The organism is Chryseobacterium sp. GW823-FHT05E08 (genome assembly GCF_058795655.1).
This window is the reverse complement of record NZ_JBXAHY010000001.1, coordinates 733,247-759,010: the sequence shown is the minus strand read 5'-3', so window position 1 is coordinate 759,010 and position 25,764 is coordinate 733,247. Positions and strand designations below refer to the sequence as shown.

The 25,764-nt window shown below is 32.8% G+C and carries 21 protein-coding genes; 16 read left to right on the top strand and 5 right to left on the bottom strand.

Annotation, left to right across the window (positions count from 1 at the left end):
- Window positions 1–161: 161 nt before the first annotated feature.
- From AC1Q7L_RS03540 to AC1Q7L_RS03530, 3 genes are all read left to right on the top strand, one after another.
- Window positions 162–3,407 carry a cytochrome c biogenesis protein gene (locus AC1Q7L_RS03540; RefSeq protein ID WP_492305405.1) on the top strand — a complete coding sequence of 1,082 codons (3,246 nt, stop codon included), beginning with the start codon at window positions 162–164 and terminating at the stop codon, window positions 3,405–3,407.
- A gap of 333 nt (window positions 3,408–3,740) precedes the next feature.
- Window positions 3,741–4,610, top strand: coding sequence for an SPFH domain-containing protein (locus tag AC1Q7L_RS03535; protein WP_410690428.1), 870 nt, complete (start codon window positions 3,741–3,743; stop codon window positions 4,608–4,610).
- Window positions 4,611–4,723: 113 nt separating this feature from the next.
- Window positions 4,724–4,912: a type II toxin-antitoxin system antitoxin gene (locus tag AC1Q7L_RS03530; protein WP_054508887.1), complete on the top strand. Its 189-nt coding sequence runs from the start codon at window positions 4,724–4,726 to the stop codon at window positions 4,910–4,912.
- Between the two features lie 73 nt (window positions 4,913–4,985).
- Here the strand turns inward: AC1Q7L_RS03530 and AC1Q7L_RS03525 are convergent, their stop codons facing one another.
- Window positions 4,986–5,183 carry a hypothetical protein gene (locus AC1Q7L_RS03525; protein WP_066758556.1) on the bottom strand — a complete coding sequence of 66 codons (198 nt, stop codon included), beginning with the start codon at window positions 5,181–5,183 and terminating at the stop codon, window positions 4,986–4,988.
- Window positions 5,184–5,316: 133 nt separating this feature from the next.
- Here AC1Q7L_RS03525 and amaB point away from each other — a divergent pair, with 133 nt between their 5' ends.
- The 8 genes from amaB (at window position 5,317) to AC1Q7L_RS03485 (ending at window position 15,990) form a co-directional block, all read left to right on the top strand.
- Complete coding sequence (gene amaB / locus AC1Q7L_RS03520; RefSeq protein ID WP_492305406.1) at window positions 5,317–6,867, top strand: L-piperidine-6-carboxylate dehydrogenase; 1,551 nt, start codon at window positions 5,317–5,319, stop codon at window positions 6,865–6,867.
- A gap of 113 nt (window positions 6,868–6,980) precedes the next feature.
- Window positions 6,981–8,306 (top strand): L-lysine 6-transaminase, encoded by a 1,326-nt coding sequence (gene lat / locus AC1Q7L_RS03515; RefSeq protein ID WP_492305407.1) that lies wholly within the window; start codon window positions 6,981–6,983, stop codon window positions 8,304–8,306.
- A 62-nt stretch (window positions 8,307–8,368) separates the two neighbouring features.
- Window positions 8,369–8,599 (top strand): DUF2007 domain-containing protein, encoded by a 231-nt coding sequence (locus AC1Q7L_RS03510; protein ID WP_492305408.1) that lies wholly within the window; start codon window positions 8,369–8,371, stop codon window positions 8,597–8,599.
- A 463-nt stretch (window positions 8,600–9,062) separates the two neighbouring features.
- Window positions 9,063–9,575 carry a GNAT family N-acetyltransferase gene (locus tag AC1Q7L_RS03505; protein WP_492305409.1) on the top strand — a complete coding sequence of 171 codons (513 nt, stop codon included), beginning with the start codon at window positions 9,063–9,065 and terminating at the stop codon, window positions 9,573–9,575.
- A gap of 117 nt (window positions 9,576–9,692) precedes the next feature.
- On the top strand, window positions 9,693–10,148 hold the full coding sequence (locus AC1Q7L_RS03500) for a transcriptional regulator (RefSeq protein WP_066758545.1): 456 nt from the start codon (window positions 9,693–9,695) through the stop codon (window positions 10,146–10,148).
- A 1-nt stretch (window position 10,149) separates the two neighbouring features.
- The gene (locus AC1Q7L_RS03495; protein WP_492305410.1) at window positions 10,150–11,337 is read left to right on the top strand and encodes an efflux RND transporter periplasmic adaptor subunit; all 1,188 of its coding nucleotides are present in this window, start codon (window positions 10,150–10,152) and stop codon (window positions 11,335–11,337) included.
- A gap of 1 nt (window position 11,338) precedes the next feature.
- Window positions 11,339–14,485, top strand: a complete 3,147-nt coding sequence (locus AC1Q7L_RS03490) for an efflux RND transporter permease subunit (protein ID WP_492305411.1) — start codon at window positions 11,339–11,341, stop codon at window positions 14,483–14,485.
- 89 nt (window positions 14,486–14,574) lie between these two features.
- Complete coding sequence (locus tag AC1Q7L_RS03485) at window positions 14,575–15,990, top strand: TolC family protein (RefSeq protein ID WP_492305412.1); 1,416 nt, start codon at window positions 14,575–14,577, stop codon at window positions 15,988–15,990.
- Between the two features lie 74 nt (window positions 15,991–16,064).
- On the opposite strand, the gene AC1Q7L_RS03480 is transcribed toward AC1Q7L_RS03485, so the two are convergent.
- Complete coding sequence (locus AC1Q7L_RS03480) at window positions 16,065–16,904, bottom strand: hypothetical protein (protein WP_492305413.1); 840 nt, start codon at window positions 16,902–16,904, stop codon at window positions 16,065–16,067.
- Window positions 16,905–17,463: 559 nt separating this feature from the next.
- On the opposite strand from AC1Q7L_RS03480, the gene AC1Q7L_RS03475 reads away from it, so the two are divergent.
- Entirely contained in the window at window positions 17,464–17,958 is a 495-nt protein-coding gene (locus tag AC1Q7L_RS03475; protein ID WP_492305414.1) for a GNAT family N-acetyltransferase, read from the top strand.
- Window positions 17,955–18,434 carry a MarR family winged helix-turn-helix transcriptional regulator gene (locus tag AC1Q7L_RS03470; protein ID WP_492305415.1) on the top strand — a complete coding sequence of 160 codons (480 nt, stop codon included), beginning with the start codon at window positions 17,955–17,957 and terminating at the stop codon, window positions 18,432–18,434. The genes AC1Q7L_RS03475 and AC1Q7L_RS03470 overlap by 4 nt, the downstream gene beginning before the upstream one ends.
- A gap of 70 nt (window positions 18,435–18,504) precedes the next feature.
- Here the strand turns inward: AC1Q7L_RS03470 and AC1Q7L_RS03465 are convergent, their stop codons facing one another.
- The gene (locus AC1Q7L_RS03465; protein WP_492305416.1) at window positions 18,505–18,882 is read right to left on the bottom strand and encodes a hypothetical protein; all 378 of its coding nucleotides are present in this window, start codon (window positions 18,880–18,882) and stop codon (window positions 18,505–18,507) included.
- A gap of 306 nt (window positions 18,883–19,188) precedes the next feature.
- Here AC1Q7L_RS03465 and AC1Q7L_RS03460 point away from each other — a divergent pair, with 306 nt between their 5' ends.
- From AC1Q7L_RS03460 to AC1Q7L_RS03450, 3 genes are all read left to right on the top strand, one after another.
- On the top strand, window positions 19,189–20,433 hold the full coding sequence (locus AC1Q7L_RS03460) for a tyrosine-type recombinase/integrase (RefSeq protein ID WP_492305417.1): 1,245 nt from the start codon (window positions 19,189–19,191) through the stop codon (window positions 20,431–20,433).
- A gap of 691 nt (window positions 20,434–21,124) precedes the next feature.
- Complete coding sequence (locus AC1Q7L_RS03455; protein ID WP_492329376.1) at window positions 21,125–21,421, top strand: helix-turn-helix domain-containing protein; 297 nt, start codon at window positions 21,125–21,127, stop codon at window positions 21,419–21,421.
- 258 nt (window positions 21,422–21,679) lie between these two features.
- A complete protein-coding gene (locus AC1Q7L_RS03450) occupies window positions 21,680–23,173 on the top strand; it encodes a hypothetical protein (RefSeq protein WP_492305418.1) in 1,494 nt (497 codons plus the stop codon).
- Between the two features lie 113 nt (window positions 23,174–23,286).
- Here AC1Q7L_RS03450 and AC1Q7L_RS03445 read toward each other — a convergent pair whose 3' ends face one another.
- Both AC1Q7L_RS03445 and AC1Q7L_RS03440 read right to left on the bottom strand, forming a co-directional pair.
- Complete coding sequence (locus AC1Q7L_RS03445; protein ID WP_492305419.1) at window positions 23,287–23,880, bottom strand: hypothetical protein; 594 nt, start codon at window positions 23,878–23,880, stop codon at window positions 23,287–23,289.
- The gene (locus AC1Q7L_RS03440; protein ID WP_492305420.1) at window positions 23,873–25,240 is read right to left on the bottom strand and encodes a hypothetical protein; all 1,368 of its coding nucleotides are present in this window, start codon (window positions 25,238–25,240) and stop codon (window positions 23,873–23,875) included. The genes AC1Q7L_RS03445 and AC1Q7L_RS03440 overlap by 8 nt, the downstream gene beginning before the upstream one ends.
- Between the last annotated feature and the right edge of the window lie 524 nt (window positions 25,241–25,764).

Here is a 25,764-nt window from a genome sequence, read left to right as displayed (position 1 = left end):
ACATTTTCAGGCTATTTGGTTTTGAATTTTCTTCAATTTATTTTAACTTATTAAGAATGGTTCAAAATAGCGGAAATAGGCTTCAAAGTGACAAAAAACAGCTTTTTTTATCCTCTTTGTGGTTTATCATCCTTATTTTTGCATGTCAAGTAAAATAAATCATGAAGAAGCTCCAAGATATTCTTATCTCAACCAGAACAATGGCTGTGCTGTTACTGGTATTCGCATTTTCGATGGCCTATGCCACGTTTTTAGAAAACGATTACGGAACTCCAACAGCAAAAGCGTTAATTTATGAAGCAAAATGGTTTGAACTGATTATGGTTCTGCTTATGTTAAACTTCATAGGAAATATCGGAAGATACAGACTTTGGAAAAGAGAAAAATGGCCGGTTTTGGTATTTCACCTTGCATTCATTTTCATTTTCGTTGGGGGTGCAGTTACCAGATACATCAGTTTTGAAGGAACAATGCACATCAGAGAAGGTGAAACTTCAAACGAAATCGTAACCGACAAAAATTTCTTTAAAATTCAGATTGAAGAAAAAGGTGATATTCTTAATTATCAAGATGTTCCTTATCTGATGTCTCCTTTGCACAAAGATTTCAATGCGACTTATGATTTCCACGGTAAGGAAATTAAAGTGGTAACAAAAGATTACGTTCAAAGAAAAAAAGACAGCTTACTGGCTGATCCAAGCGGTGCCGAATATCTACATTTGGTATCTACAGGAAAAACAGGAAGACAAAATATCTTCATCAAACCGGGTGAAACTAAGTCTATTAACGGAACTTTGGTAACATTCAACAGAGCAATTGAAGGTGCGGTAGAATTCAAAACTGAAGGAGGAAAAATATTCATTAAAACTCCTGTTGATGCTACTTATATGACGATGGCAACTCAGGCTACAGGAAATACAACGAAAGACGAATTCCAGCCTTTAGCGTTGAGAAGTTTATATAGCATTAATGAACTGAAATTAGTTGTACCTGAAGGTCTTAAAAAAGGAAAACTACTTTCTATCGAAGGTGACAGAAAGAAAGATGCTAATATTCCCGATGTTTTGACAGTTGAACTTCAAGGGCCAAAAACAAAACAATTAGTAGAACTTTCTGTAGAAAGAGGAAATCCAAATGCTTACAAACAAGTAACAATGGATGGTTTAAACATTATGGTCGGTTTCGGTCCTAAAGTTTACAACACTCCTTTCGCACTTAAATTAGATGATTTCGTAATGGAAACTTATCCTGGAAGTACATCTCCAAGTGCTTATGAAAGTCACATTAAAATCATTGATGAAGGAAAACAAACGCCTTATAAAATTTATATGAATCACGTTTTAAATCATGGCGGTTACCGTTTCTTCCAGTCAAGTTTTGATCCGGACAGAATGGGAACAGTACTTTCTGTAAACCACGATTTCTGGGGAACTTTGATCTCTTATATAGGATACACATTATTATTTTCAGGAATGTTTGTTATTTTCTTCTGGAAAGGAACTCACTTCTGGAAATTAAATAAAATGCTGAAAGACGTTAACAAGAAAAGAGCAGCAATGGTTGTGCTATTGTTCTTAAGTTTAGGCTTAAATGCTCAGAAAATTGAAACGCACGGAACAACAGACGGAAGCAGAGAACATGTTCATGTAGAAGGAGAAAGCCATAACCACACTCCGACATCTGAAACGGTTCAGCCACAAGCCGCACAGCCATTTACAAAAATGAAATTGGTTTCGGCAGATGAAATTATCGCCAGAAACAAAATCAGTGCAGAACATGCCGATAAATTCGGATATTTATTGGTGCAGAATATTGAAGGAAGAATTGTTCCGATCAACACTCAGGCTTTAGATATTTTAAGAAAACTTTACCAAAAAGATGCATTCAGAGGTACGGATGGAAAGTCTTTAACAGCTGATCAATGGTTTATCTCAATTAATACCGATACTCCAAGTTGGACGATGGTTCCAATGATTAAAGTAGACTCAAAAGGAGGAAAAGCGCTTTTAGAAAAAACAAAAGCCAATGAAGATGGGTATACTTCTTTGATGAGTCTTTTCCCGGCTGATGCTAATGGAAATCTAACGTATATTTTAGAGGCAGATTATAACACTGCATTTCGTAAGAAAGCATCAGAACAAACTGAATATGACAAACAGATTATTAAAGTAAACGAAAGAGTTCAGATTTTTAATGAATTCTTCAGCGGTCAGTTCATGAAAATTGTTCCTGTGAAAAATGATGCAAATCACACTTGGCATTCTTGGTTAGATCAAAAATTTGAACCGGATATGGAATCTCAGCAAGTGATGGGACCTTATTTTGCAGAAGTATTGACGGCTCAAAAATCAGGAGACTGGAGTAAAGCAGATGCTGAATTGGCAAAGCTTTCAGATTATCAGCAAAAATGGGGGAAAGCGGTTGTTCCTTCAAAATCTAAAGTTGATTTGGAAGTATTCATGAATAAAGTGAATATCAACTTCAAATTATTAATATTCTATACCATTATTGGAGGGTTATTATTGGTCTTAGGTTTTGTTGAATTATTTAAGCCTAACAAGCTTTTAAACAAGATCATTAAAGTAATTATTGTAATAGGAATATTCGGATATATTTTCCACTTCTTAGGATTGGTTGCAAGATGGTATATTTCAGGTCATGCACCTTGGAGTAACGGTTATGAAGCAATTATCTTTATTTCTTGGGTCGGAATTTCAGCTGGTTTAGCGTTGTACAGAAACTCAAATGCATTAATTCCTGCAGCAGGATTTATGGTTGCAGTAATTATGATGGGATTTGCACACGGAGGTTCAGCGCTTGATCCACAGATTACGCCATTGGTTCCGGTATTAAAATCATATTGGTTGATCGTTCACGTTGCGATTATTGTTTCAAGCTATGGCTTCTTTGCCCTGTCGATGATTATTGCAGTAATCAGTTTAGTATTTTATATTATTTCTAGTAAAGAAATGTACAAAATTCATCATGATACAACATTAAAAGAATTAGTGATTGTATCTGAAATGTCTCTTACCATCGGTTTATTTGCCCTAACAGTAGGTAACTTTTTAGGAGGAATCTGGGCGAATGAATCTTGGGGTAGATACTGGAGCTGGGACCCGAAAGAAACTTGGGCTTTCATCTCGATCATGGTATATGCTTTTGTTTTACACATGAGATTGGTTCCTGGATTAAGAAGCAAATGGGCATTCAACGTAGCAACAATGTTTGCATTCTGTTCAATGGTTATGACGTATTTTGGAGTAAATTATTACTTAAGCGGACTTCACTCTTATGCAGCGGGAGATCCTGTTCCGGTTCCGGCTTGGGTTTACATCGGACTTGCATCGATGATTATTTTATCTGCAGTTTCTTACGTTAAGTTTAAAGCTTTAAATAAAAAATAGATTTTAAAATCATATTTAAATTAAATCCCGAAAAGTAATTTTCGGGATTTTTTGTTGGATAATAACTATTAAGATTTTTTAAGGAGTTAAGATTATTAAGAGATTTCTCCTCCGTCGAAATGACAATTGCAGTATCATTCTGAATAAAGCAAAGCGAAATGAAGAATCTAACTTAAATTCCTTAACTCCTTAAAAAATCTTAATGGTTTAAATTTTTAAACATCAACATCAAGAAAATTTCCACATTAAAAAAAGTATAATTTATATTTCATAATTCAAAATCCATTTATATCTTTATGATATCAAAATAATATCATTTTAAAATCTACAATTATGGAAAAAGTTTTAAAACCAATGTCAGGTTATCTTGCTTTGGTAATTTGTTTAGTCTTATTTATTGCATCTGTATTTCTATTTATTACAGGAGCGGGTAGTGAAAATATTGCAAACATTGTGTTGGCTGGAGTCTGTTTTGTTGCATTTTTCTTCTTTATTAAAGGTTTGATGATCATTCAGCCAAACCACTCAAGAGTGTTAAATTTCTTCGGAAAATATGTGGGATCTGTAAAAGACAACGGATTGTTTTTCATTAATCCTTTATATTCTTCACAGAAAATCTCTCTTCGTTCAGAAAACTTACAGGGACAGACTTTGAAAGTAAATGATAAAATGGGGAATCCAATCGAGATCGCAGTAGTAATGGTTTGGCAGGTAGGAGATACTTACAAAGCAGCTTTTGATGTTGAGCGTTATTCAGACTTCGTGAAAATGCAGAGTGAAGCAGCGGTTCGTCATTTGGCGATGAGTTTTCCTTATGATAATTTAGAAGATGATCACGCGCCGATTACTTTAAGAGAAGGTGGTGACAAGATCAATTCTATCTTAGAGCAGGAATTAACAGACCGACTTTCAAAGGCAGGAATTATTATTCAGGAAGCCAGAATTTCACATTTAGCATATGCCTCTGAGATTGCTGGGGCAATGCTTCAAAGACAACAAGCAACAGCAATTGTAGCAGCAAGAACTAAGATTGTAGAAGGTGCAGTTGGAATGGTTGAGTTAGCTTTAAAAAAGCTTTCAGAAGGCAATATCGTTGAATTGGACGATGAAAGAAAAGCAGCAATGGTAAGTAATTTAATGGTTGTTCTTTGCGGCGAAAAAGCAGCACAACCCATCGTAAATGCCGGAACTTTGTATAATTAAATTTCTTACAATCTTTGCTGAGTGAAACGCCTTTGCGAACTTAAAAATATAAAGTAAGTCAAAAAAAACTTTGCGCCCTTTGCGTTTAAAAAAGCATCAGAAAACAAAAGAAAATGAAATCAGAAAAAGCTCAAAATTCTACCGAAAACAAAAGCAAAAAATCTTTCGTCATAAGGATAGATGAGTCTACGTACAAACTTCTGGAAAAATGGGCAGGTGATGAATTCAGGAGTGTAAACGGGCAGATTGAGTATTTGCTACATCAAAAACTGGTGGAATCGGGAAGAAAGAAAAAAGAATAAAATAATCACCTTCAACAAAAAGAAAAGCAGAGAAATAATTCTCTGCTTTTTTATATTCAAATATATCAATTAATTAATCAAATATCCCTGTAAAGTAACCGCTGATAATGCTCCAGAAATTTTTCCCAAGAAAATAGATAAGAGTAGAAGTAATGATTCCTTTTACGGTAAAGAAGATAATTCCGCCAATCCCAAATTTTTTAAGCAATTGCTTCCATTTGGAGTTTTTCTTTTCTTCTACCGGCTCGTTTACCGTTTTATTATTTTCCATTTCTGAAATTCAAATGATTACCCTACAAAGATAAGCATGTTTATAATTAGTCCAAATAAAAAGTTGCTAAAAAATTAAAATTTTGGGATTCGCATAATATTTTTATCTTTAGAGGAAACGAAAAGTAATATTTATGTCTAAAAAAGTCAAAGATTTCGGGATCGAAAAAACACTCAAAAATCTAGGTATTAAAGATGAAAATAAAGGAACTTCCATAGGTGGAAAATACTTTGCTTCAGGCAAAACGATTGAAAGTTATTCTCCTGCTGATGGAAGATTGATTGGTAAAATAAAAACTTCCGGAGAGAGCGATTATGATAAAGTAATAGAATCTGCTCAAAAGGCATTTTTGGAATTTAGAATGATTCCGGCTCCAAGAAGAGGAGAATTAGTAAGACAATTAGGATTAAAACTAAGAGAATATAAGGATGATCTGGGTAAACTTGTTTCTTATGAAATGGGTAAATCTTTGCAGGAAGGTTTAGGCGAAGTTCAGGAAATGATCGATATCTGCGATTTTGCAGTTGGTTTATCAAGACAGCTTCATGGGTACACAATGCACTCTGAAAGACCTGGTCATAGAATGTACGAGCAATATCACCCGCTTGGAATTGTAAGTATTATTACAGCTTTCAACTTTCCGGTAGCAGTTTGGGCTTGGAATACAGCTTTATCATGGATTTGTGGGAACGTTACCATCTGGAAGCCATCAGAAAAAACGCCTTTCTGTGCGATAGCTTGTCAGAACATTATGGCTGAAGTTCTTAAAGAGAATAATATTTCAGAAGGAGTTTCAAACTTATTGGTTTCTGACCACGAGATCGGACAAAAATTAGTGGAAGACAAAAGGGTTTCTCTGGTTTCTTTCACAGGTTCTACCAGAGTCGGAAGAATGGTTTCTACTAAAGTGGCAGAAAGATTCGGGAAATCTATCCTTGAATTAGGCGGAAATAACGCTATCATTATCTCTAAAGATGCAGATATCGATATGTCGATCATCGGAGCTGTTTTTGGAGCTGTAGGAACGGCTGGACAAAGATGTACAAGTACAAGAAGGCTGATCATTCACGAAGATGTGTATGAAGAAATTAAGAAAAGATTGGTAAAAGCTTACGGCCAGTTGAAAATTGGAAATCCATTGGATGAAAATAATCACGTTGGACCGCTTATCGATGTTGATGCAGTAAATCAGTACGAAGAATCAATCAAAAAATGTAAAAAAGAAGGTGGGAAATTCATCGTTGAAGGTGGAGTATTAGAAGGTAAAGATTACGAATCAGGATGTTATGTAAAACCATGTATCGCTGAAGTAAAAAATTCTTTCGAGATCGTTCAACACGAAACTTTTGCACCGATTTTATATTTAATTAAATACAAAACGTTGGACGAGGCGATTGCTATTCAGAATGATGTTCCTCAAGGTTTATCTTCTGCGATCATGACTCAAAACTTGAGAGAAGCAGAATTATTCCTTTCTCAGGCAGGTTCAGACTGTGGAATTGCCAACGTAAACATCGGAACTTCCGGTGCTGAAATCGGTGGTGCTTTCGGTGGTGAAAAAGAAACAGGAGGCGGTAGAGAATCCGGTTCTGACGTTTGGAAATACTACATGAGAAGACAAACTAACACTATAAATTACACCGCAGAACTTCCTTTGGCACAAGGAATTAAGTTCGATTTATAAAAGTTTTAATTTAAGTTAAAACAATTAAAAAATTTAAGAGATTTAGACATTAAGAAATTACCAGTCACTAATTTCTAAATCTCTGAATTCTTAATCACTAAATTTTAAAAAATATGGAACACACATTAGATATACAGGCAAATAAAGTAAAAGAAACAGTAGGAAAGCACGTTTTGGCAGACGGTTTTGATTTCGTGATGGATATCGAAAGATCTCACGGATCATGGCTGTATGACAAGCTTTCAGACAGAGAATATTTAGATATGTTTTCGATGTTTGCATCGGCTTCCATCGGTTACAATCACCCTTACCTTCTTGAAAGATCGGCTTGGTTAGGGAAAATGGCTGTTAACAAACCCACTTTGGCAGACGTTTATTCTGAGGAATATGCGCACTTTTTAGAAGTTTTCGAAAGAGTGGTAATTCCTGAAGAATTGCAGTATGCTTTCTTTATTGAAGGCGGAACTTTAGGTGTTGAAAATGCAATGAAAGCATGTTTCGACTGGAAAACCCGTAAGAATTTTGAAAAAGGACTTCAAACTGAAGCCGGAATTTGTATCCATTTCAAGCAGGCATTCCACGGAAGAAGCGGTTATACATTGAGTTTAACTAATACTTCTGACCCAAGAAAATATCAATATTTCCCAATGTTCGATTGGCCAAGAATTCTGAATCCAAAACTAAGTTTCCCGATTACTGAGGAGAACTTAGAAGAAACGATCAAGAACGAAAGATTGGCTTTATTAAATATCGAGGAAGCAATTTTAATGCATCCTGATAAAGTAGCTTGTATCATCATTGAACCGATTCAGGCTGAAGGTGGTGACAACCATTTCAGAGATGAATTTTTATTAGGTTTAAGAAAAATCTGTGATCAAAACGAAATTCTTTTGATTTACGATGAAGTTCAGACAGGTATCGCAATTACAGGAAAAATGTGGGCTTTCCAACATTTCACAGCAAAGCCGGATATTATTTCTTTTGGTAAAAAAGCGCAGGTTTGTGGAGTTTTAGCAAATAAAGAGAAATTTGACCAGGTTCCGAATAACGTTTTTAGAGAAAGTTCAAGAATTAACTCCACTTTTGGAGGGAACTTTATTGATATGCTTCGTTTCCAATTGGTGATGGAAGTTATCGAGCAGGAAAACCTTGTCGAAAATGCGAGAATTGTTGGTGATTATTTATTAGATGGATTGAAAAATCTGGCTCAAAAATATCCTGAAAAAATTTCAAATGCAAGAGGAAGAGGTCTAATGTGTGCGATAGATTTGCCTACATCGGAAGAAAGAAATCATTTAATTAATGAACTTTTTAATGACGGATTAATTATCTTATCGTGTGGAGGTCAGTCAGTTCGATTCAGACCACACTTAAATGTGACGAAGGAAGAAATTCAATTAGCTTTAGATAAAATCGAAAATAATATTAAGAAAATTTAAAACTGAATATTTGTAATTTTAAAAAAAACATTGTACATTTAGATACTCAAACGATATAGAACATGGAAAGAAGTACGAGAGTATCCGTTTTTGAAAGTGATAAACCTTCAGAAATACAGTTAATCAAATCTAAATTGGATGATGCACAAATTACAAATGCAGTTGAAAACAGTTATCTGACTTTTACAACGACGCCAACAGCAACATCGTTAAAAGTTATGGTAGATTTGGAACAGGAGAGCAAAGCATTTGAAATTATCGATGCTTATCTTCAACAAAGTGAAAACCAATAAAAAAACAATTTCATAATTTTAAATTTTACTACTTCGAACCGAAAATTAACTAACATTAATTTTCGGTTTTTTTTATTCCTTTTTTGAATGCAGAAATAAGTATTTATGATTATTTGTAACTCGTAATTTGTAGCGCGCTTTGCTGAGTGAAATGCCTTTGCGAGCCTTAAAAACGATTAGTATTCAGAAAAAACTTTGCGATCTTTGCGTTTAAAGAAAGCATCAGATCAATTTCAAAAATAGTTTCTATAAACTCTTATTTAAACAAAATTTAATCATTTTATTTAATTAAATTATCTGATATTCAGGGATTAAATAATTATTTTCACAAAAATGTATGTTTAGCATTTAACTTCTGCTCTCAAAAACAATCAATAGATGTAGTTTTCATGAGCTTTTCAGCCTAAGATCAGGAGATAAACTAGACTTTTAAAATATTTCAATTTTCAATACTAAAATAAACATGACGCAAGAAATTAAACTAAGGAAAGCAGAAATTGAAGACAGAGATCTAATCTGGGAAATTATCCAACAGGCAATTGAAAGAAGAAGAATAGACGGAAGCACACAATGGCAGAACGGTTATCCCAATCTTGATACCATAGAAAGTGATATTGCAAAAAACTTCGGTTTTGTTTTAACGGTTGACGGAGAAATCGCCGTTTATGTAGCACTTATTTTTAATGATGAACCAGCTTACAGCACGATCGAAGGCGCTTGGCTGAGTGACGGAGAATTTGTCGTTGTTCACAGAGTAGCTGTTCATGAAAAGTTTGCCGGACAAGGATTGGCTAAAAAACTTTTCGATCATATTGAAATTTTCACCAAAGAAAATGGAGTGCAAAGCGTAAAAGTAGACACGAATTATGATAATATTGCCATGTTAAAAATCCTTGAAAAACAAGGTTATTCTTATTGTGGAGAGGTTTTTCTTTCAGGTGGAATGAGGAAGGCTTTTGAGAAGATTATCATTTAAGCCAAAAGTTAAATCAATCTTTATTGAATTTTTAAAAGATACTTCATTTATAAACTCTATTGAGTTTGTTCGTTTAGTTCTGAACTAATTATCTACTTTTGCTTCAAATTATATACAATGCATAAGAGTATAGAAATTGACGAAAAAATTTTTCAGGATGCTGTGAAATTCTATGGCACCGTTTTCAATTTACCACCGTTAGCTTCAAAAATTTACGCCTATCTTCTTTTCGATTATGAAAAGATGGGGATTACATTTGATGAGTTTGTTGAAGTGCTTTCTGCAAGTAAAAGCTCTGTTTCTACGAGTATTTCTTTACTGCTGAGCTCACAGCTTATTGTAGATCACAATAAAATGGATGAACGAAAAAGATATTTTTTTATCAATGATGAGTACAAAAAAATAAGATTTGAAAAAATAGTTCAAAAAATGAAGGACGAATTAAAATTACTGGATGACTTAGACAAGTTTAAAAAAGTTAAAGATGATGGTTACGACGAAAAAATTGAAGCTTATAAAGCTCTTTTAGATAAAAACATAATAAATATTCAAGAATCTCTTAATAAACTATAAAATGAATAATAAGCTAGTTATACTTTCTATTGCGGTATTTTCACTCACTGCCTGCAAAAAAGAAGCTCCAAAACAGGATGGCGCAAAACCATATCCTGTAGTGAATGTGGAGGTAAAAAATATCGTAGGTTATCAGACATTTCCGGCTACCATTCAGGGTAGGGTGAATAATGATGTACGTGCGAAAATACAAGGATATATCACTCAGGTTTTGGTGGATGAAGGACAATATGTTACAAAAGGACAGCCTTTATTCCGTCTTGAAACCAATATCTTAACAGAAAACGCTGCTGCTGCAAAAGCAGGAATCGGCGCGGCTGAATCAACAATCGCAGCTTCACAGGCAGGCGTAAACGCAGCTCAGGTTGAAGTAAATAAATTAAAACCTTTGGTTGCTAAAAATATCATCAGTGATGTTCAGTTGCAGACTGCACAGGCTAATTTAGCTCAGGCAAAAGCTCAGTTGCAACAGTCAATGGCAGCAAAACAACAGGCTTCGGCAAATTATAAAGGAGTAGCTGCAAACATCGAATATTCTATCATTCGTGCACCTATTTCAGGAGTTATCGGGAAGCTTCCTTTAAAAGTAGGAAGTTTAGTTGGCCCTACAGATCAAACAGCTTTAACAACAATTTCAGATACATCAGAATTATTCGCTTATTTCTCAATGAATGAAAAAGAATATTTTGATTTCTTAGAAAAATCTCCGGGTGCTACATTGCCAGAAAAGATTAAAAATCTTCCAATGGTAGAATTACAGTTGGCAAACGGAAGTATTTATTCTGAAAAAGGTAGAATTGAAGCGATTACAGGTCAAATTGATGCTACAACGGGAACAATTCAGTTTAGAGTTGCATTCTCAAACCCTCAGAAATTATTGAGTAATGGGAATAGTGGATCTATCAGACTTCCAAAAGCTTACGATAATGTATTGGTTGTTCCTGAAAGTGCAACTTACGAACAACAAGGTATTGTTTACGTTTATAAAGTTGATAAAGGAGACACAGCGAGAAATGTTGTGATTAATGTGATCGACAGAATCGAAAATATGGCTTTAATAAAATCTGGCGTAAATAAAGGCGAAACTATTATTGCTGCAGGAATCGGAGGTTTAAAACCTGGAACTGCCGTGAAGCCAAAACCAGTAAAAATGGATAGCCTTGTTCAATCTATAAAACCGAAATTCTAAAATGATTAAAAATTTTATAAACCGACCGGTTTTATCCACCGTAATCTCAATTTTGATTGTGATTCTCGGTGTTTTGGGATTAATTTCCCTGCCAGTCACACAGTATCCCGATATTGCACCTCCAACAGTAAGCGTTTCAGCGAACTATACCGGAGCCAACGCGGAAACTGTTATGAAAAGTGTTGTAGTACCTTTGGAAGAGCAGATCAATGGGGTGGAAGGAATGGACTACATTACTTCTTCTGCTGGAAATGATGGTTCAGCACAAATTCAGGTATTTTTTAAACAAGGAATTGATCCGGATATTGCTGCGGTAAACGTACAAAACCGTGTTACCAGAGCGACACCGTTGCTTCCAAGTGAAGTTACGCGTTCCGGGGTTGTAACACAGAAACAACAGACGAGTGCCTTGATGTATATGTCTTTCTATTCTGAAAATAAAGATTTAGATGACGTATACCTTCAAAACTTCCTGAATATCAACGTTATTCCAAATTTAAAAAGAATTAATGGAGTAGGTGACGCCAACGTTTTTGGGGGTAAAAACTATTCAATGAGAGTTTGGTTGGATCCTGCAAAAATGGCGGCTTATGGATTAACTCCGGATGATGTTACAACAGCGATCAACGAGCAGAGTAGAGAAGCTGCGGCTGGTTCTATCGGACAAAACAGTGGAAGTTCTTTTGAATATATCATTAAATATGTCGGAAAATTCAACGAAAAAGATCAATACGATAATATCATCATTAAAGCACTTCCTGACGGACAGAATTTGATGTTGAAAGATGTTGCTAAAGTTGAATTGGCAGGACAGTCTTACACAGGAATCGGGGAAAACGGAAACAATCCATCGATCAGTATGGGTATTTTCCAGACACCGGGTTCTAATGCTCAGGAGATCATTAAAAATATTAAAACTTACCTAAAATCAGCTGAAGGAAGCTTCCCTGAAGGTGTAAAATATACATTTAACTTTGATACCAACGAATTCTTGGATGCATCAATTGAAAAGGTTGTTCATACCTTAATTGAAGCATTTATCTTGGTATTTATCGTGGTTTATATTTTCTTACAGGATTTCAGATCTACGTTGATTCCGGCGATTGCAGTTCCGGTATCTATTGTAGGGGCGTTCTTCTTCCTGAATTTATTTGGATATTCATTAAACCTTTTAACCTTATTCGCATTAGTTCTAGCGATTGGTATTGTGGTGGATGACGCGATTGTCGTCGTCGAGGCCGTTCACGCCAAGATGGAGCATGGTATTTCCGATGCTAAAAAGGCAACCGTTGAAGCGATGGACGAAATTACAGGAGCTATTATTTCAATTACATTGGTAATGGCAGCGGTATTCGTTCCGGTAACATTTATTACAGGCCCAACGGGAGTTTTCTATCAGCAGTTTGGTATTACGTTGATTATTGCGATCATTATTTCTGCAGTTAATGCATTAACATTGAGTCCGGTTTTATGTTCATTATTCTTAAAACCTCACGATGCGCATCATGCAGAATACAAGAATTTAAACTTTTTACAGAAGTTTTTCTATAAATTTAATATTGCTTTCAAAACGACAACAGATCGTTACGGAAGAGGATTTGTGTTCTTATTAAGACATAAATGGGTTACCTTAATCATCTTTGCAGTTACAGGAGGTATTTTATTCTGGGCAAGTTCTACGATGAAAAAAGGTTTCGTACCAACAGAAGACAGAGGGATTATCTTTACTGATGTTCAGCTTCCTCCGGGTGCTTCAATGGAAAGAACGTACAATGCTTTGAAAACACTTCAGGCAAATGCAATGAAGGTTCCAGGAGTACAAAACGTTACGATTTCTACAGGTAGAGGTTTCTTATCTGGAAACGGAAGTAATAACGGTTTGGCTTTCATTAAGTTGAAACCATTTGACGAAAGAAAAAAAGACAATCAGACTTCTGAAGATATTACTAAAAAATTATTCGGAATCTCAGGAAAAGTTCCGGATGCAAAAGTAGTATTCTTCCAACCGCCAAGTGTACCGGGCTTTGGTAACAGTGCCGGTTTTGAAATGGTATTGCTGGATAAATCAGGTGGAGATTATTCCGCTCTTGATGATAAAACAAACGAATTTATCGGGAAATTGATGCAAAGACCTGAGATTGAATTTGCTCAGTCATCATTTAACACAAAATATCCTCAGTATCAAATGGACATTAATGTTCCTTTGGCCAAACAAGTAGGAGTTTCTGTAAGTACGATTTTAAGTACAATGCAGGGCTATATCGGAGGAGTTTATACCGCTGACTTTACGAAATACGGAAAACAGTTCAGAGTAATGGTTCAGGCACTTCCTGAAAACAGACAAAACATCAATAACTTAAATGAATTGTATGTAAGAACGTCTTCCGGAGTAATGTCGCCAATTTCTCAGTTCGTAACGCTGAAAAAAGCATACGGTCCACAATCTGTGAGCAGATATAACTTGTTTACTTCTGTTAAAATTACTGGAGCCAACTCCGCAGGATTCAGTTCTGGGGATGCGATTACGGCAGTTCAGGATGTAGCGAAGGAAACTTTAAATCAAAACTACGATGTAGAGTTTACGGGGTTAACAAGAGAAGAATTAAATTCAGGATCTCAGACATTATTGATCTTTGGATTAAGTTTAATCTTCGTTTACTTCATTCTTTCTGCTCAGTATGAAAGTTATATTCTTCCGTTGGTTGTGGTAATTTCTCTTCCTCTTGGGGTAATGGGAGCTTATTTTGGTCAAAAAGTAATGGGCTTGGAAAACAATATTTATTTCCAGATCGCCTTAATTATGTTGGTTGGATTGCTCGCGAAAAATGCCATCCTGATCATCGAATTTGCTGTTCAGAGAAGACATCACGGTGAAACGATTGTAATGTCTGCCATCAATGCTGCAAAAGCGAGATTAAGACCAATTTTGATGACCTCATTTGCCTTTATCTTTGGTCTATTACCATTGGTTTTAGCAAGCGGAATCGGAGCAGTTGGTAACAGATCTATTGCAACAGGTGCTGCAATTGGATTATTAATAGGTACAATTTTAGGACTTTTCGTAATTCCTGTTTTGTATGTGATTTTCCAAACGTTACAAGAAAAAGTGAAGCCAATTAAAAGAGAAGAAATCAATTTAGCAGAATAATTTAATTAGAGAAGTTAGAGGTTAGATTTTAGAAATTAGTTTTTAAATCTAGCTTCTAACCTCTAGTTTCTAACTTCTAATTACAAAAAATGAAGAGTTTATTAAACATCATAAAAGGAATAACTTTTTCAGTCGCAATTCTTGCAGCCGTTTCATCTTGTATGGCGAGAAAAGAATATGAAAGACCGAAAAGTGTTGTAGACGAAAAGCTTTTCCGTACAGATATGCTTCCTAAAGACAGTACCAATATCGCGAATGTTTCCTGGAAAGAAATTTTCACCGATCCGATACTTCAAGGACATATTTCTAAAGCTTTAGAAAATAATTTAGATATAAGAATCGCCTTACAGAGTATTACTTCTGCAGAGGCTTATTTAAAGCAAAGTAAAGCAGCCTATGAACCGACAATAAGTGTTGGTCCTGGATATTCTTTCCAGACTCAGTCTTTGAATACCCAAACGGGGCAGTTATTTGGAGACAGAAGATACATCAACCAAATTGACATTACAGCAAGTGTTGGTTGGGAAGCTGATATTTGGGGTAAATTAAAATCTCAGGAGAAAGCTCAGTTAGCAACTTATTTAGGAACTGTTGCAGCTCATAAAGCCGTAAAAAGTGACTTGGTAGCCTCTGTTGCATCTGCGTATTATCAGTTGTTGACGTATGATTCTCAGAAGAAAATCATTACGGAAACGATTGCCGTTCGTCAGAAAAATTTAGAAACAACCAAAGCTTTAAAAATATCGGGAACTGTAACAGAAGTTGCCGTTCAGCAAAGTGAAGCGCTTGTTTTCAATGCACAATCTTTATTGATTGATATTGATACTCAGATCCAATTATTGGAGAATACAATGAGCTTATTAATGGGAGAACCTTCTCACACGATCGAAAGATCAACGTTGGAAACACAGAATATTCCAATCGATTTAAAATTAGGATATCCTGCTCAGTTATTGGCAAACCGCCCGGATGTGATGAGAGCAGAATACAGTCTGATGAATGCATTTGAATTAACAAATTCAGCAAAAGCTCAATTCTATCCTACATTGAAAATTACAGGAAGCGGAGGAATTCAGTCTTTGGATATTGATCATTTATTCAGTGTGAATTCATTATTTGCGAGTGTTGTTGGAGGTTTAGTTCAACCTATTTTAAATAAGAGAACGATCAGAACCAACTATGAAGTAAGCTTAGCTAATAAAGAAACAGCGTATTTGAACTTCAGAAAAACTGTTCTTACAGCCGGAAAAGAAGTTTCTGATGCGATAAGAGTTTTCTCTGTTCAGGATTCTTTTATTACTTTAAAAGAAAAAGAATTGGCAGCTTACAAAAAATCGGTAGATTATTCTCAGGAATTGGTGAACTACGGTATGGCAAACTATCTTGAAGTATTGAATGCCAGCGTAAATTCATTAAACGCAGAATTGAATATCTCAAACGCAGAATACAGTAAAATGAAAGCCGGAATAGACCTTTATCAGGCTCTAGGAGGCGGATGGCAGTAATATTTACTAAATATTTTTATTAAAAAAAACGTATGCAAAATTTGCATACGTTTTTTATTTTTAAGATTAATTATTTATCTATAACGTTTTGATTGCATAATAGCAATAGCAATTGGAGTAGCACTAGTACCGGTATTACGAGCATATATAGCGCCGTTTTGGTAGAAGAATACTAGATCAATCGAATTCGCTGCAGGAAAATCAACTGTAAGACTAGGGTTGTAACTAGCTAAAGATGTTACACTATTTTGGTTATCTACCACAATACTAACAGGATAACGTGTGGATCCAGAACCAGAGCCAGAAACAAAATCAGAATATGAAAATCCTGTATTTACACCAAAGTTAACTGTTCCTAGTATGTTTGCTCCTGTAGCAACTACCCCAAATGTAAGTGATGATGCAAACTTAAATGTTATTAATGCAACCGGTGAAGCATCTACTATTTTTACTCCGGCAGTGGTATTTGGGACATTATAAACACCATCAAAATTTGCTGAAGTAGCAATAGCAGCATAAGGATCGGCTGCTTTAACAATGTTTCCGTTCACGTCAGCATACAAAGGGGTCAAGTGATTGTAATCTACTCCCGGTCTTGCTGTTCCATCCGACTGATTTTCTGTAGACGGTGCATTATTCAATTTCAAAGTTGATCGGTTAGTACTTCCATAAATATTAACTAAAGCATCATTCGTTACATTGGGAGTAACGCTGTCTGGTTTCCCCACATAGCTTCTACTGTCTTCATAAATACTGAGATTGTTGGCATTAGTAGCATTACTGTTTTGAATATTTAAAACTTTATTCGCAGGAACAGCAGTTTTAGATACAACATCTAATTGAGCTATAGGCGTGTTTGTGTTAATCCCTACTTGGGCGTAAGCATAAATTGACATTGCCAAAATAATTGTCATTAAACTTTTTTTCATTTTTCTATTTTTAATTGTTAATTATCATTTCTAATAATTGAAGCCTGTGAAGGTGCTTTGTTTTTATAATAATTCAATCATTTTAAATGATATCGTATAAAACTTATTACAAATATACAAAATACAATTTTATATTCATTTCTTTACTAATATATGCTATTATAAATGTTATTTAATGATTTTTATTCAATATAATGATGCTAATATAGAATGTTATTCTTTTTTTTCTTTGTAAGTGTAAATATTTTTAAATAGTTAATTAGTGATTTAATGATAATAAATTGATATTATATCATGTTTATTTAAATTTAATTTAAAATTTCTAATAATAACTGTTCAAATATTAACACAATTAAGTAAGTATAAAATTTAACTTGAAAGTGATAAATAAACATTTTTAACTTTTTATTTGTTAAAATAAAAAAATATTAATAGTAATTTAATAAAACTTAAACATCTCATTTAAAGAGTATTAAATTATTATTGCTTATTTTATTTGCATATATGTAGTTAGCTACGTAGTTTTGTACATAAATTAAATGCAATGTTAGAAATCAGTCCTGTAAATAATACACATTCAAAATCAATTATAAATTTGGTTCTGAATATTCAGCAAAAGGAATTTAATGTTCCTATCACAATAGATGATCAGCCGGATCTTATGCAGATAGAGGATTTTTATTTTGCCAATGGCGGAAGCTTCTGGGGAGCCTTTATCGATGGCGAGTTGGTCGGAACAATAGCTTTGGTAAAGTTTGACGATAAAGCTGCTGCGATCAGAAAGATGTTTGTGAAAAAAGAATTCAGAGGAAAGGAGCATAATATTGCCCAAAAACTATTAGAAATTCTGATTTCATACTGTCGCGAAAACGGAATAGATGAAGTATATTTAGGAACCGTATCGATATTAAAAGCTGCATTGCGTTTTTACGAACGAAATCATTTTACGATCATCGATAAGGAATTACTTCCTGCCAAATTCCCTGTGATGAATGCCGATAATGTATTTTGTTTTCTTGATTTAAAATCCAACTTATGAATGTCATCAATGAATCCGGCACTCTTGCCTTATCAACGAGATTGCAACGTCTTAGTGAGCAATTGCGTAAAGATGGAGCTTTAGTTTATAAAGAATTTGGGATCGATTTTGAGCCTAAATGGTTTCCGGTAATCTTTACATTACATCATAAAAAAGTACTCAGCGTCGTTGAAATTGCTAATGAAATAGGGTACACACATCCCTCAACCATCAGTCTTTTGAAAGAGCTTGAAAAACAAAAAATGATTGTATCTAAAAAAGATAAATCGGATGAACGCAAACGCTTAATCGAATTGGCTCCAAAAGGTCTTGAATTAATAGAAAAAATGAAGCCGGTTTGGGAAATTATCTCGAAAGTATTAGGAGAAATATCAAATAACGAGAATCATTTATTGAAAGCTATTAATGAAGCTGAGGAAAAAATTGCTGCTCAGTCGTTTTTACAAAGAATCTTAGAATTGAAAAATGCTAAGTAAACGGCTTAGAGATTTCAAACAAAAAAAAGACTACCCAAACGGATAGTCTTTTATATATTGTAATATTATTTTACTGCTTGTTTTTCGCGCCAGTCCAAGTTCCGGCTCTTGCAGGTGTAGGAACTGAATTTGTCCAACCTCCAGTACCTTTTTTATCTTCTCTTGTTAAAGTACCATGAAAATCACCGTCTGAAGGTGTACCTATTACTCCTGTTAGATCTCCTGTATCAGTTACACTTCCTGTGATCACATAATTTTCGTCTTTTACAGTAGAATGCATAGTGCCCGTTAATTTCCCGTCACTAGCGACAACGAAATTAAAATCACCTTTATCACTTCCTTCATAAGTCCCAGACCATGTTCCGATAAAATCGTAAATAGTATCATCATCAGAGCTACATCCGATAAATATAAAAGCCGTTAATAAGAGTAAAAAAAGTTTCTTCATAGTTTTTATACGTTTATGAAATAATCAAATCTGTGGAGAATACGGGGATCGAACCCGTCACCTTTAGACTGCCAGTCATAAATAGTGCCATATTTCCATTACCCGTTTGTTACCCGTTTATTGTTTAAACTACTGTAAAATAAGGAATTTTAGAAATTTAATCTCCCGTTGTTATCATTCTGTTTTGTGCAAATCGACTATTTCTTTGTGCAAATTTCTTGCAAATTTTATTAAAACCCGAATAGCCTTTTGTACATTTGTTTTCTGAATGTTACAACTGCGCTAAAATACAAATATTTTTGATATATGGATTATAGAATTGATTTTTATTTAGACACTCGAAGAGTTCTTAAAAACAGCTTATACCCTGTAAAATTAAGAGTATATAGCAATATTGAGAAAAAGACGAAATTATATGATATAAAAAAATCATATAGTAAAGAAGATTATAAGGAAATAAATAAACCAAAAGTCAATAAGAGATTTATTGAAGAAAGTATTTATTTGGAAGCGATCAAAAATAAGGCAAATGATATTGCCAAGAATATTACTCCTTTTGATTTTGATGTTTTTGAAAAAAATTATTCAGGAAATAGATATGATAAAACAAATCTTATAGATTTTTATAATGACAGAATAGAGGAAATGAAAAAAAACGATCAAATTGGAAATGCTCAATTTTATCAAAGTAGTTTAAATGCAATTAGGAAATTTATTAATGAAAAAAATCCTGAGAATGTTAATAATATTCATATTATGACAATCAAAAAGGAATGGTTAAAAAAATTTGAAAAACATCTTGAAAAAGAAAATAAATCTATTTCAACCGTTGGAGCATATTTAAGACCTTTAAGAGCCGTTTACAACATGGCACTTAAAGAAAATTCTATTTACGAGAAGACATCTCCTTTCAATAGCGGGTATCAAATCCCCTCTTCCACAAGAGTTAAGAAAGCATTAACTAAAAAAGATATACGAAAATTACTTGAAACAGAACCAAAAACGAATGAACAGCAAAAAGCAAAAGATTTTTGGTTTTTCAGTTTTTACGCTAATGGAATGAATATAAATGATGTTGCACGATTACGTTATAAAGATTTTGACTTTGATTTGAAAAAGTTTTACTTCATCCGTAATAAAACAAAATCTTCTAAAAGAGATAATCAGTTTCCAATAGATGTATTTATAAATGATTTTTTATTTGAAGTGATTGAAAAATATAAAGTTACTTTTGAAAATAAAAATCAGCTTATATTTCCTATTGTTTCAGATACAGATGATGAAAAGCAAAAGAAGGCTAAGATTAACAATTTTATTCGTTTTATTAATCAGCATATAAAGAATCTCGCAAAAGCTAACGAAATCACATCTGACATTTCTGTAAACTGGGCAAGACATACTTTTACCACTTTAGGGGTCAATGCCAGTCTTACACTTGAAGAACTGAGACAGTTTTTAGGACATAACAATATAAGAACAACACAGGCTTACGTTGGAAGTATTGAGGACGAGAATAAACAAAAAATCACCGAGAAAATATATAATTTCTAATGCTAATAACATTACCAATAATAAATAACCTCTCTTCAGATGAACTATGCATAAAGATTTTAAAAGAAATAAAGCAAGAAAATCAAATTATTTGCAAAAATTGTAAATATGATGAACATTACTGGAAGAAAGACAAAATTTCGTTTGAATGCAAAAAATGCAATTTTAGAACTTCTCTAAAATCAAATACTCTCATGCATAGAAGTAGACTACCAATTTATTATTGGGTATTAGCATTAAACTATATAATTTGTAAACCCCACTCTACAGTTGAAGCTATACGAGAAACTATCAATCACAAAAGATCTGAGCCTATCTATTATATGTGTTCTACAATAAAAAGCCAATTAAAGAAGTTGAAAAACAAAGAAAAAACAGAAAATTTAATAGAAAATAGGATTTTTTTTCATCAAATGTCATTTAATCTTTCCGAACCAAAAAATCATGACCAATTTACAGAGAGTTTAATCAAACTGCATCTTGAATGGTTATGTAAAAGCATTTAATAAATTTAGGTACTTAAACGGATTAAAAAAAACATCAATTTTCTCATTTTTTTTATGTATTTACAGATATTTTCAGCTAATTAACATTAAAATAATTTTAATATTTTTTTTTACTAAACAAAAACTCTTTAATCTTGCTATATGGAAGAACTATTTTTAGCATTAAAGAAGAATATTTTTGAAGAATTAGTAGAAATTATTCAACAGTTAAGGACGAATTAGAAAAATTCAAAGTCAATTTTACTCAATCTAAAGATGAAGAAGCAATCTTTACATTAGAGCAAACAGCAGAAATATTGAATATTGCTCCAAGAACAATGTACTCAATGAATAGAAGAAAAGAGATTTCGTACTGTAAAAGAAATAATAAATGCTTTTATCTTAAAGAAGATATTATGGATTATATTTGTAAAGGAAGAATCAAATCTAAATCTGAAATTGAAATAGAAGCAGTAAACTCTTTATTCAAGGAGAGAAAGTAACTAATACTCTCATATTTACATGATTTCAAAGCTAAATCATGTAATCGATCAGGTGACAGTTTGTTTATGTTTGGACATAGGTTAAAGACTACCCTTTATTAGTTCCATTTCCAGAACAAATACTTTTATCCATTAGGGCTTGAACCTCAAATAACAGCCCAGAAATCAACTAAAATTTTAAAACAATACAAACCCTCAAAAAGTACAGCAAACAAGCTGTATAAGCTATCGCTATGCCCTTATTTTAAATGAATCATTATGAAATACAAACAAAACAAAAAATCAAAACACAAAACTAGTATAACATCATTTTATCACGAAGATTTTAATTGGAAAGTTGTAGTTCCAACAATTATTTATAATTATCTGATGGAAAAAATCGAAGAACAGCCACCATTTAAAGAGTTCAAAATGGATAATGCCCTGTATTTTCTGAGTTTAGTCATCAGTATTCCTGCCTACAAAAAAGATAAAGTTTATCAAAATGGATTTATCCCTATGGATTCCAGACGTTTAAAAAAGAAAGATTCTAATTATAATAAGTATTTTGATTATTTTGAACAAATCGAAATTCTGGAATCTAAAAATCATTCAAAAGGTCGTTTCTGCACAAGTTATCGATACAATTGGGAAATTATCAATTTTGAGGGTATAGAATGTCTGGATTTTTCAATCTTTGAAATGACGGATAAGTTTCTGGTTAAAAATCTACTGAAAGAAAGTGTCAGTAATGAAGACTGTCCGCATCTTTCTAAATGGTTTGATGATGGTTTGTTTATCGATTTTGACCGTCTCAATTATGATTTACAATCAGAATTTTGTTATAATAAGTACAGTTTAAGTTACACCAGACTAAATCCAGTAATTGCTAAAGCATACAAATACTGGTACTCTGCATTAATGCTGAAAGAACAATGTTTCCGTATTTCTCGTAAACCTGAGTCAGATAATCGACTGCATACGAACCTGACGAATATGCCGTCTAAATTCCGCCCCTACCTAACGTATTATGGAGAAAACATACAAAGTCTCGATATTAAGAACTCACAACCCTATTTTATGGTTTTAGTATTGGAAAGTTTGAATAATAGTAAGATTTTAGAAATTATAAATAGAGTGTATATAAATAGTAATATAGGTACTATGTTGCAGAAATTACAAGAAACTACCTCCAGTAAGGCTTTTCAAGAGGAATTTAAATCATTAAAAAAAGCTGTTTTAGTGGGTGAGTTTTATGAATTCTTGATGCCACTTTTTACAGATATTCATCCTGATTATGACGGCTTGTTTAGAAAGAAATTTTATGATTCAAATACAGGTCTAGCAGAAATATTTGAGTTTTCTAATAAACGAGATTTGATGAAAAAACTCACCTTGCAGATTCTTTACACCCCGCTTAAAAGACCATCAAAAGAATATCTGATATTTAAACAACATTTTCCTTTGTTGTGTGAATGTATCGAAATTTTTAAAACTACTTCTGATGAAAAAGATTCATTTAAACTGTTTCCTAGACTTCTGCAACAGGTTGAATCTGATTGCGTAATTGATACTATTACAAAACAGATTACAAAGATAAATCCTGATATGCCACTTTGGACAATACATGATTCTTTCTGCACTACACAAAGCTGGTTTCCTGTATTAGAATCTATGGTGCAGGAGCTTTTTTTAAGCTATTCTGGGGGCGTTTTGCCGAGCTTCAAAGCTGAATTATGGTGTAATAGTGATGAGTGTTTAAAAGTAGCTTAAAATGAATAAGCATTGACCAAATTTGTCAATGCTTTTTTCAACATTATATTTGAATCCTATTTAATAAGTTTATTAGTATATCAATTACAGTTTAATCGGAATCAAAGCATTTATCATGTTGCCAATCTGATAGAAATATCAGAACAAAGTTGGTTACTTCTATTTATAACCTCACTAATTCCATCAATATTAAAATTATTTATGATAAAAAAATTCAGTTCTTTAATATTTTGTTCAGCTTCTAGTTTCATCTTTATTAATGCCATATAATTCTCATCCAATTGTCTTGTTGTGTCAATACCTCTTCTTAGATAATCTACAATCAGAGGAACTAGTGTGCCAATTAAACTTAATGCACCAGCTATATAAGTTATATTTTTATGATCTGTTGCAAGTGTAGTAATTACAGATGCACTACTAATTGTTGCTATAATTTGCCCCCACAGTTGCAGTTTTTGTGACGTTTTTAATCTATTTTTTAAATCTGGTAAAGTTTTATCACAAGCCATAACAACTGTTTCAAGAGCTGTAAAGCACACTTTCGCTCTGACTTTTAATTCTTCCGAATCATCAGATTCTCCAAGTACACTTCCTAATTTTAAAATTTCTTTAAAATTAGGGTTTGAATTTCTAATTTCTTCAATTTTTTCAGGTTGCTGTTTTTCAATAAAAGCAACCATTTCGTCTATTAAAGGTTGTCTATCCATTATTCTTCGGTTTAAAAATAAAATAAGCTAATACCAATGTCATCAATCCAATGATTGCGTATGTAGTGGTGTTTTTGTCTTCATCTTCATCGCCAATGTTTGGTTCTACAATTGGAGATATTACAATACTGTCAGATATAATTGGAATTGCAGAAGTTAAGGTTATTGGTTCAAGAAAAATTATTCTACCTATCGAAGGTTCGATAAGAGTTCTATCCTGTTTTGTATTATAAACTTCAAAATCAATTTTGACAACATTGTCATTAATTTCACTTTCTCCCATAAAAAATGTATCATCTAAAACAAAATCCAAAGTTTCATGAGATAGGTCATTTAGAAACGATTCAATATTATCATTCTTAATTGCGATTTTTAATCTCCTTAAAACGTCAATTGAGTTAAATTTATTTAATACTCCAGTACTTGAGCTATAACCCGAGTTACAACAGAGAAGTAATAGGGATAAATTATTTTCTTTTTGAAACTTTGTTATTTCTTCGATAGATATTTCAAAAATTACTTTCCCACTTTTATCAAGTGTTAAAAATTTCTCATTCTCATTATGTCCTAATATTATTGTTCTATTTCCTTTGTTTTCTAATAAAACTTTTTTAAAATCGTCAATACTATAATTCACATCCAAAGCATGAGTCGAAAACTCTTCTCGGATTAAATCTTTAGTATTAGTATTTTCCAGTAATGATACTATTTTCAATTTTTTAGAATCAAACTTTCTATTTTTTAAATTTGAAAAAATAAAATCTAAATTTTGATTTTTGATTCTTGTAGAGATATTATTATTATATTTTATTACAAACTCTCGAGTACCTTTTTTTCTGTTAATGATTTCAATTGCATCTCTGGAAGTCCCATCGGGGCATGCTATTTTTAGATTTTTATAATTATTGAAATTTAATTTTCCAAAATTATTATCGTTTAGCACAGATGGTTCTATAGTAATTTCTATATTTTTTTTTAAGTTATTAAAGATAGAATTTGCCTCATCCAATGATGGTGGAGTTTCTCTCCCAAAAAAATAAATATTTGTTAAATAATTATCTAAATTACTATAACCTTCCTGTGGGGGGGTGGCGAGTTTGATAGGGTATTCAAATGATTTATCAGGTTTAAAATTTGATTGTATATAAACCATATCGTTTTTCATGGTTATGTATATCTTTGACTTAGAAGCAATGGTTGTATTTTCTCTGCCATTGTATAAATAACCAGTTTCACATTCGTTTTCACAGCCAACTATACAATGTTTAGCACATACAACTTGTCCATAAGTGCTAGTCCACAATAAAATACTGAATAGTATAGCTAAGTTGAATTTTAAATTTTTTTTTAAATTAACCATTTTGCATTTTTTTAGTATTAGTTGATTTGATAGCCTTTCAGTTAAAAGCGATTTTTTTAGAATTTAATTTTCAATTTTGAAAAAAGAAACAAAAAAATCTATGAATGAATTTTATGTTTTTTAGATTTATTATTTGAATCAAAACTAAATGTATAAACTTTATTAATCAATTACCCTTTTGTGTAATTTGAAAGAATTTTATATTAAAATTAACTGAAAAATAAGAAAATAATACAGGGTTTTCCCTGAAAAACAATAAGGGTTTTCCCTATAGTTTATCCAATGACTGACATGAGGAGAAATATCCATATCAACTCAAAAAATGGATGATTGAGAATTATAAACTAAAATTGAATATAAAATAAAAAGACCACCTAAATCAGATGGTCTTTTATTAAATTATTTAGCAGCTCTATTTTTTTCATCAAAATTGATCTGCTTACTATTTCCACGAACTTTATTATTTCCGAAATTATAAGTTACTCCAAAATTTATTTGTCTGGAATCATAATATTAATTATAAA

What these genes read in the sequence shown, in the direction of transcription:
- AC1Q7L_RS03540 (WP_492305405.1), top strand. Translation starts at nt 162, where the DNA reads ATGAAGAAGCTCCAAGATATTCTTATCTCAACCAGAACAATGGCTGTG.
- AC1Q7L_RS03535 (WP_410690428.1), top strand. Translation starts at nt 3,741, where the DNA reads ATGGAAAAAGTTTTAAAACCAATGTCAGGTTATCTTGCTTTGGTAATT.
- AC1Q7L_RS03530 (WP_054508887.1), top strand. Translation starts at nt 4,724, where the DNA reads ATGAAATCAGAAAAAGCTCAAAATTCTACCGAAAACAAAAGCAAAAAA.
- AC1Q7L_RS03525 (WP_066758556.1), bottom strand. Translation starts at nt 5,183, where the DNA reads ATGGAAAATAATAAAACGGTAAACGAGCCGGTAGAAGAAAAGAAAAAC.
- amaB (WP_492305406.1), top strand. Translation starts at nt 5,317, where the DNA reads ATGTCTAAAAAAGTCAAAGATTTCGGGATCGAAAAAACACTCAAAAAT.
- lat (WP_492305407.1), top strand. Translation starts at nt 6,981, where the DNA reads ATGGAACACACATTAGATATACAGGCAAATAAAGTAAAAGAAACAGTA.
- AC1Q7L_RS03510 (WP_492305408.1), top strand. Translation starts at nt 8,369, where the DNA reads ATGGAAAGAAGTACGAGAGTATCCGTTTTTGAAAGTGATAAACCTTCA.
- AC1Q7L_RS03505 (WP_492305409.1), top strand. Translation starts at nt 9,063, where the DNA reads ATGACGCAAGAAATTAAACTAAGGAAAGCAGAAATTGAAGACAGAGAT.
- AC1Q7L_RS03500 (WP_066758545.1), top strand. Translation starts at nt 9,693, where the DNA reads ATGCATAAGAGTATAGAAATTGACGAAAAAATTTTTCAGGATGCTGTG.
- AC1Q7L_RS03495 (WP_492305410.1), top strand. Translation starts at nt 10,150, where the DNA reads ATGAATAATAAGCTAGTTATACTTTCTATTGCGGTATTTTCACTCACT.
- AC1Q7L_RS03490 (WP_492305411.1), top strand. Translation starts at nt 11,339, where the DNA reads ATGATTAAAAATTTTATAAACCGACCGGTTTTATCCACCGTAATCTCA.
- AC1Q7L_RS03485 (WP_492305412.1), top strand. Translation starts at nt 14,575, where the DNA reads ATGAAGAGTTTATTAAACATCATAAAAGGAATAACTTTTTCAGTCGCA.
- AC1Q7L_RS03480 (WP_492305413.1), bottom strand. Translation starts at nt 16,904, where the DNA reads ATGACAATTATTTTGGCAATGTCAATTTATGCTTACGCCCAAGTAGGG.
- AC1Q7L_RS03475 (WP_492305414.1), top strand. Translation starts at nt 17,464, where the DNA reads ATGTTAGAAATCAGTCCTGTAAATAATACACATTCAAAATCAATTATA.
- AC1Q7L_RS03470 (WP_492305415.1), top strand. Translation starts at nt 17,955, where the DNA reads ATGAATGTCATCAATGAATCCGGCACTCTTGCCTTATCAACGAGATTG.
- AC1Q7L_RS03465 (WP_492305416.1), bottom strand. Translation starts at nt 18,882, where the DNA reads ATGAAGAAACTTTTTTTACTCTTATTAACGGCTTTTATATTTATCGGA.
- AC1Q7L_RS03460 (WP_492305417.1), top strand. Translation starts at nt 19,189, where the DNA reads ATGGATTATAGAATTGATTTTTATTTAGACACTCGAAGAGTTCTTAAA.
- AC1Q7L_RS03450 (WP_492305418.1), top strand. Translation starts at nt 21,680, where the DNA reads ATGAAATACAAACAAAACAAAAAATCAAAACACAAAACTAGTATAACA.
- AC1Q7L_RS03445 (WP_492305419.1), bottom strand. Translation starts at nt 23,880, where the DNA reads ATGGATAGACAACCTTTAATAGACGAAATGGTTGCTTTTATTGAAAAA.
- AC1Q7L_RS03440 (WP_492305420.1), bottom strand. Translation starts at nt 25,240, where the DNA reads ATGGTTAATTTAAAAAAAAATTTAAAATTCAACTTAGCTATACTATTC.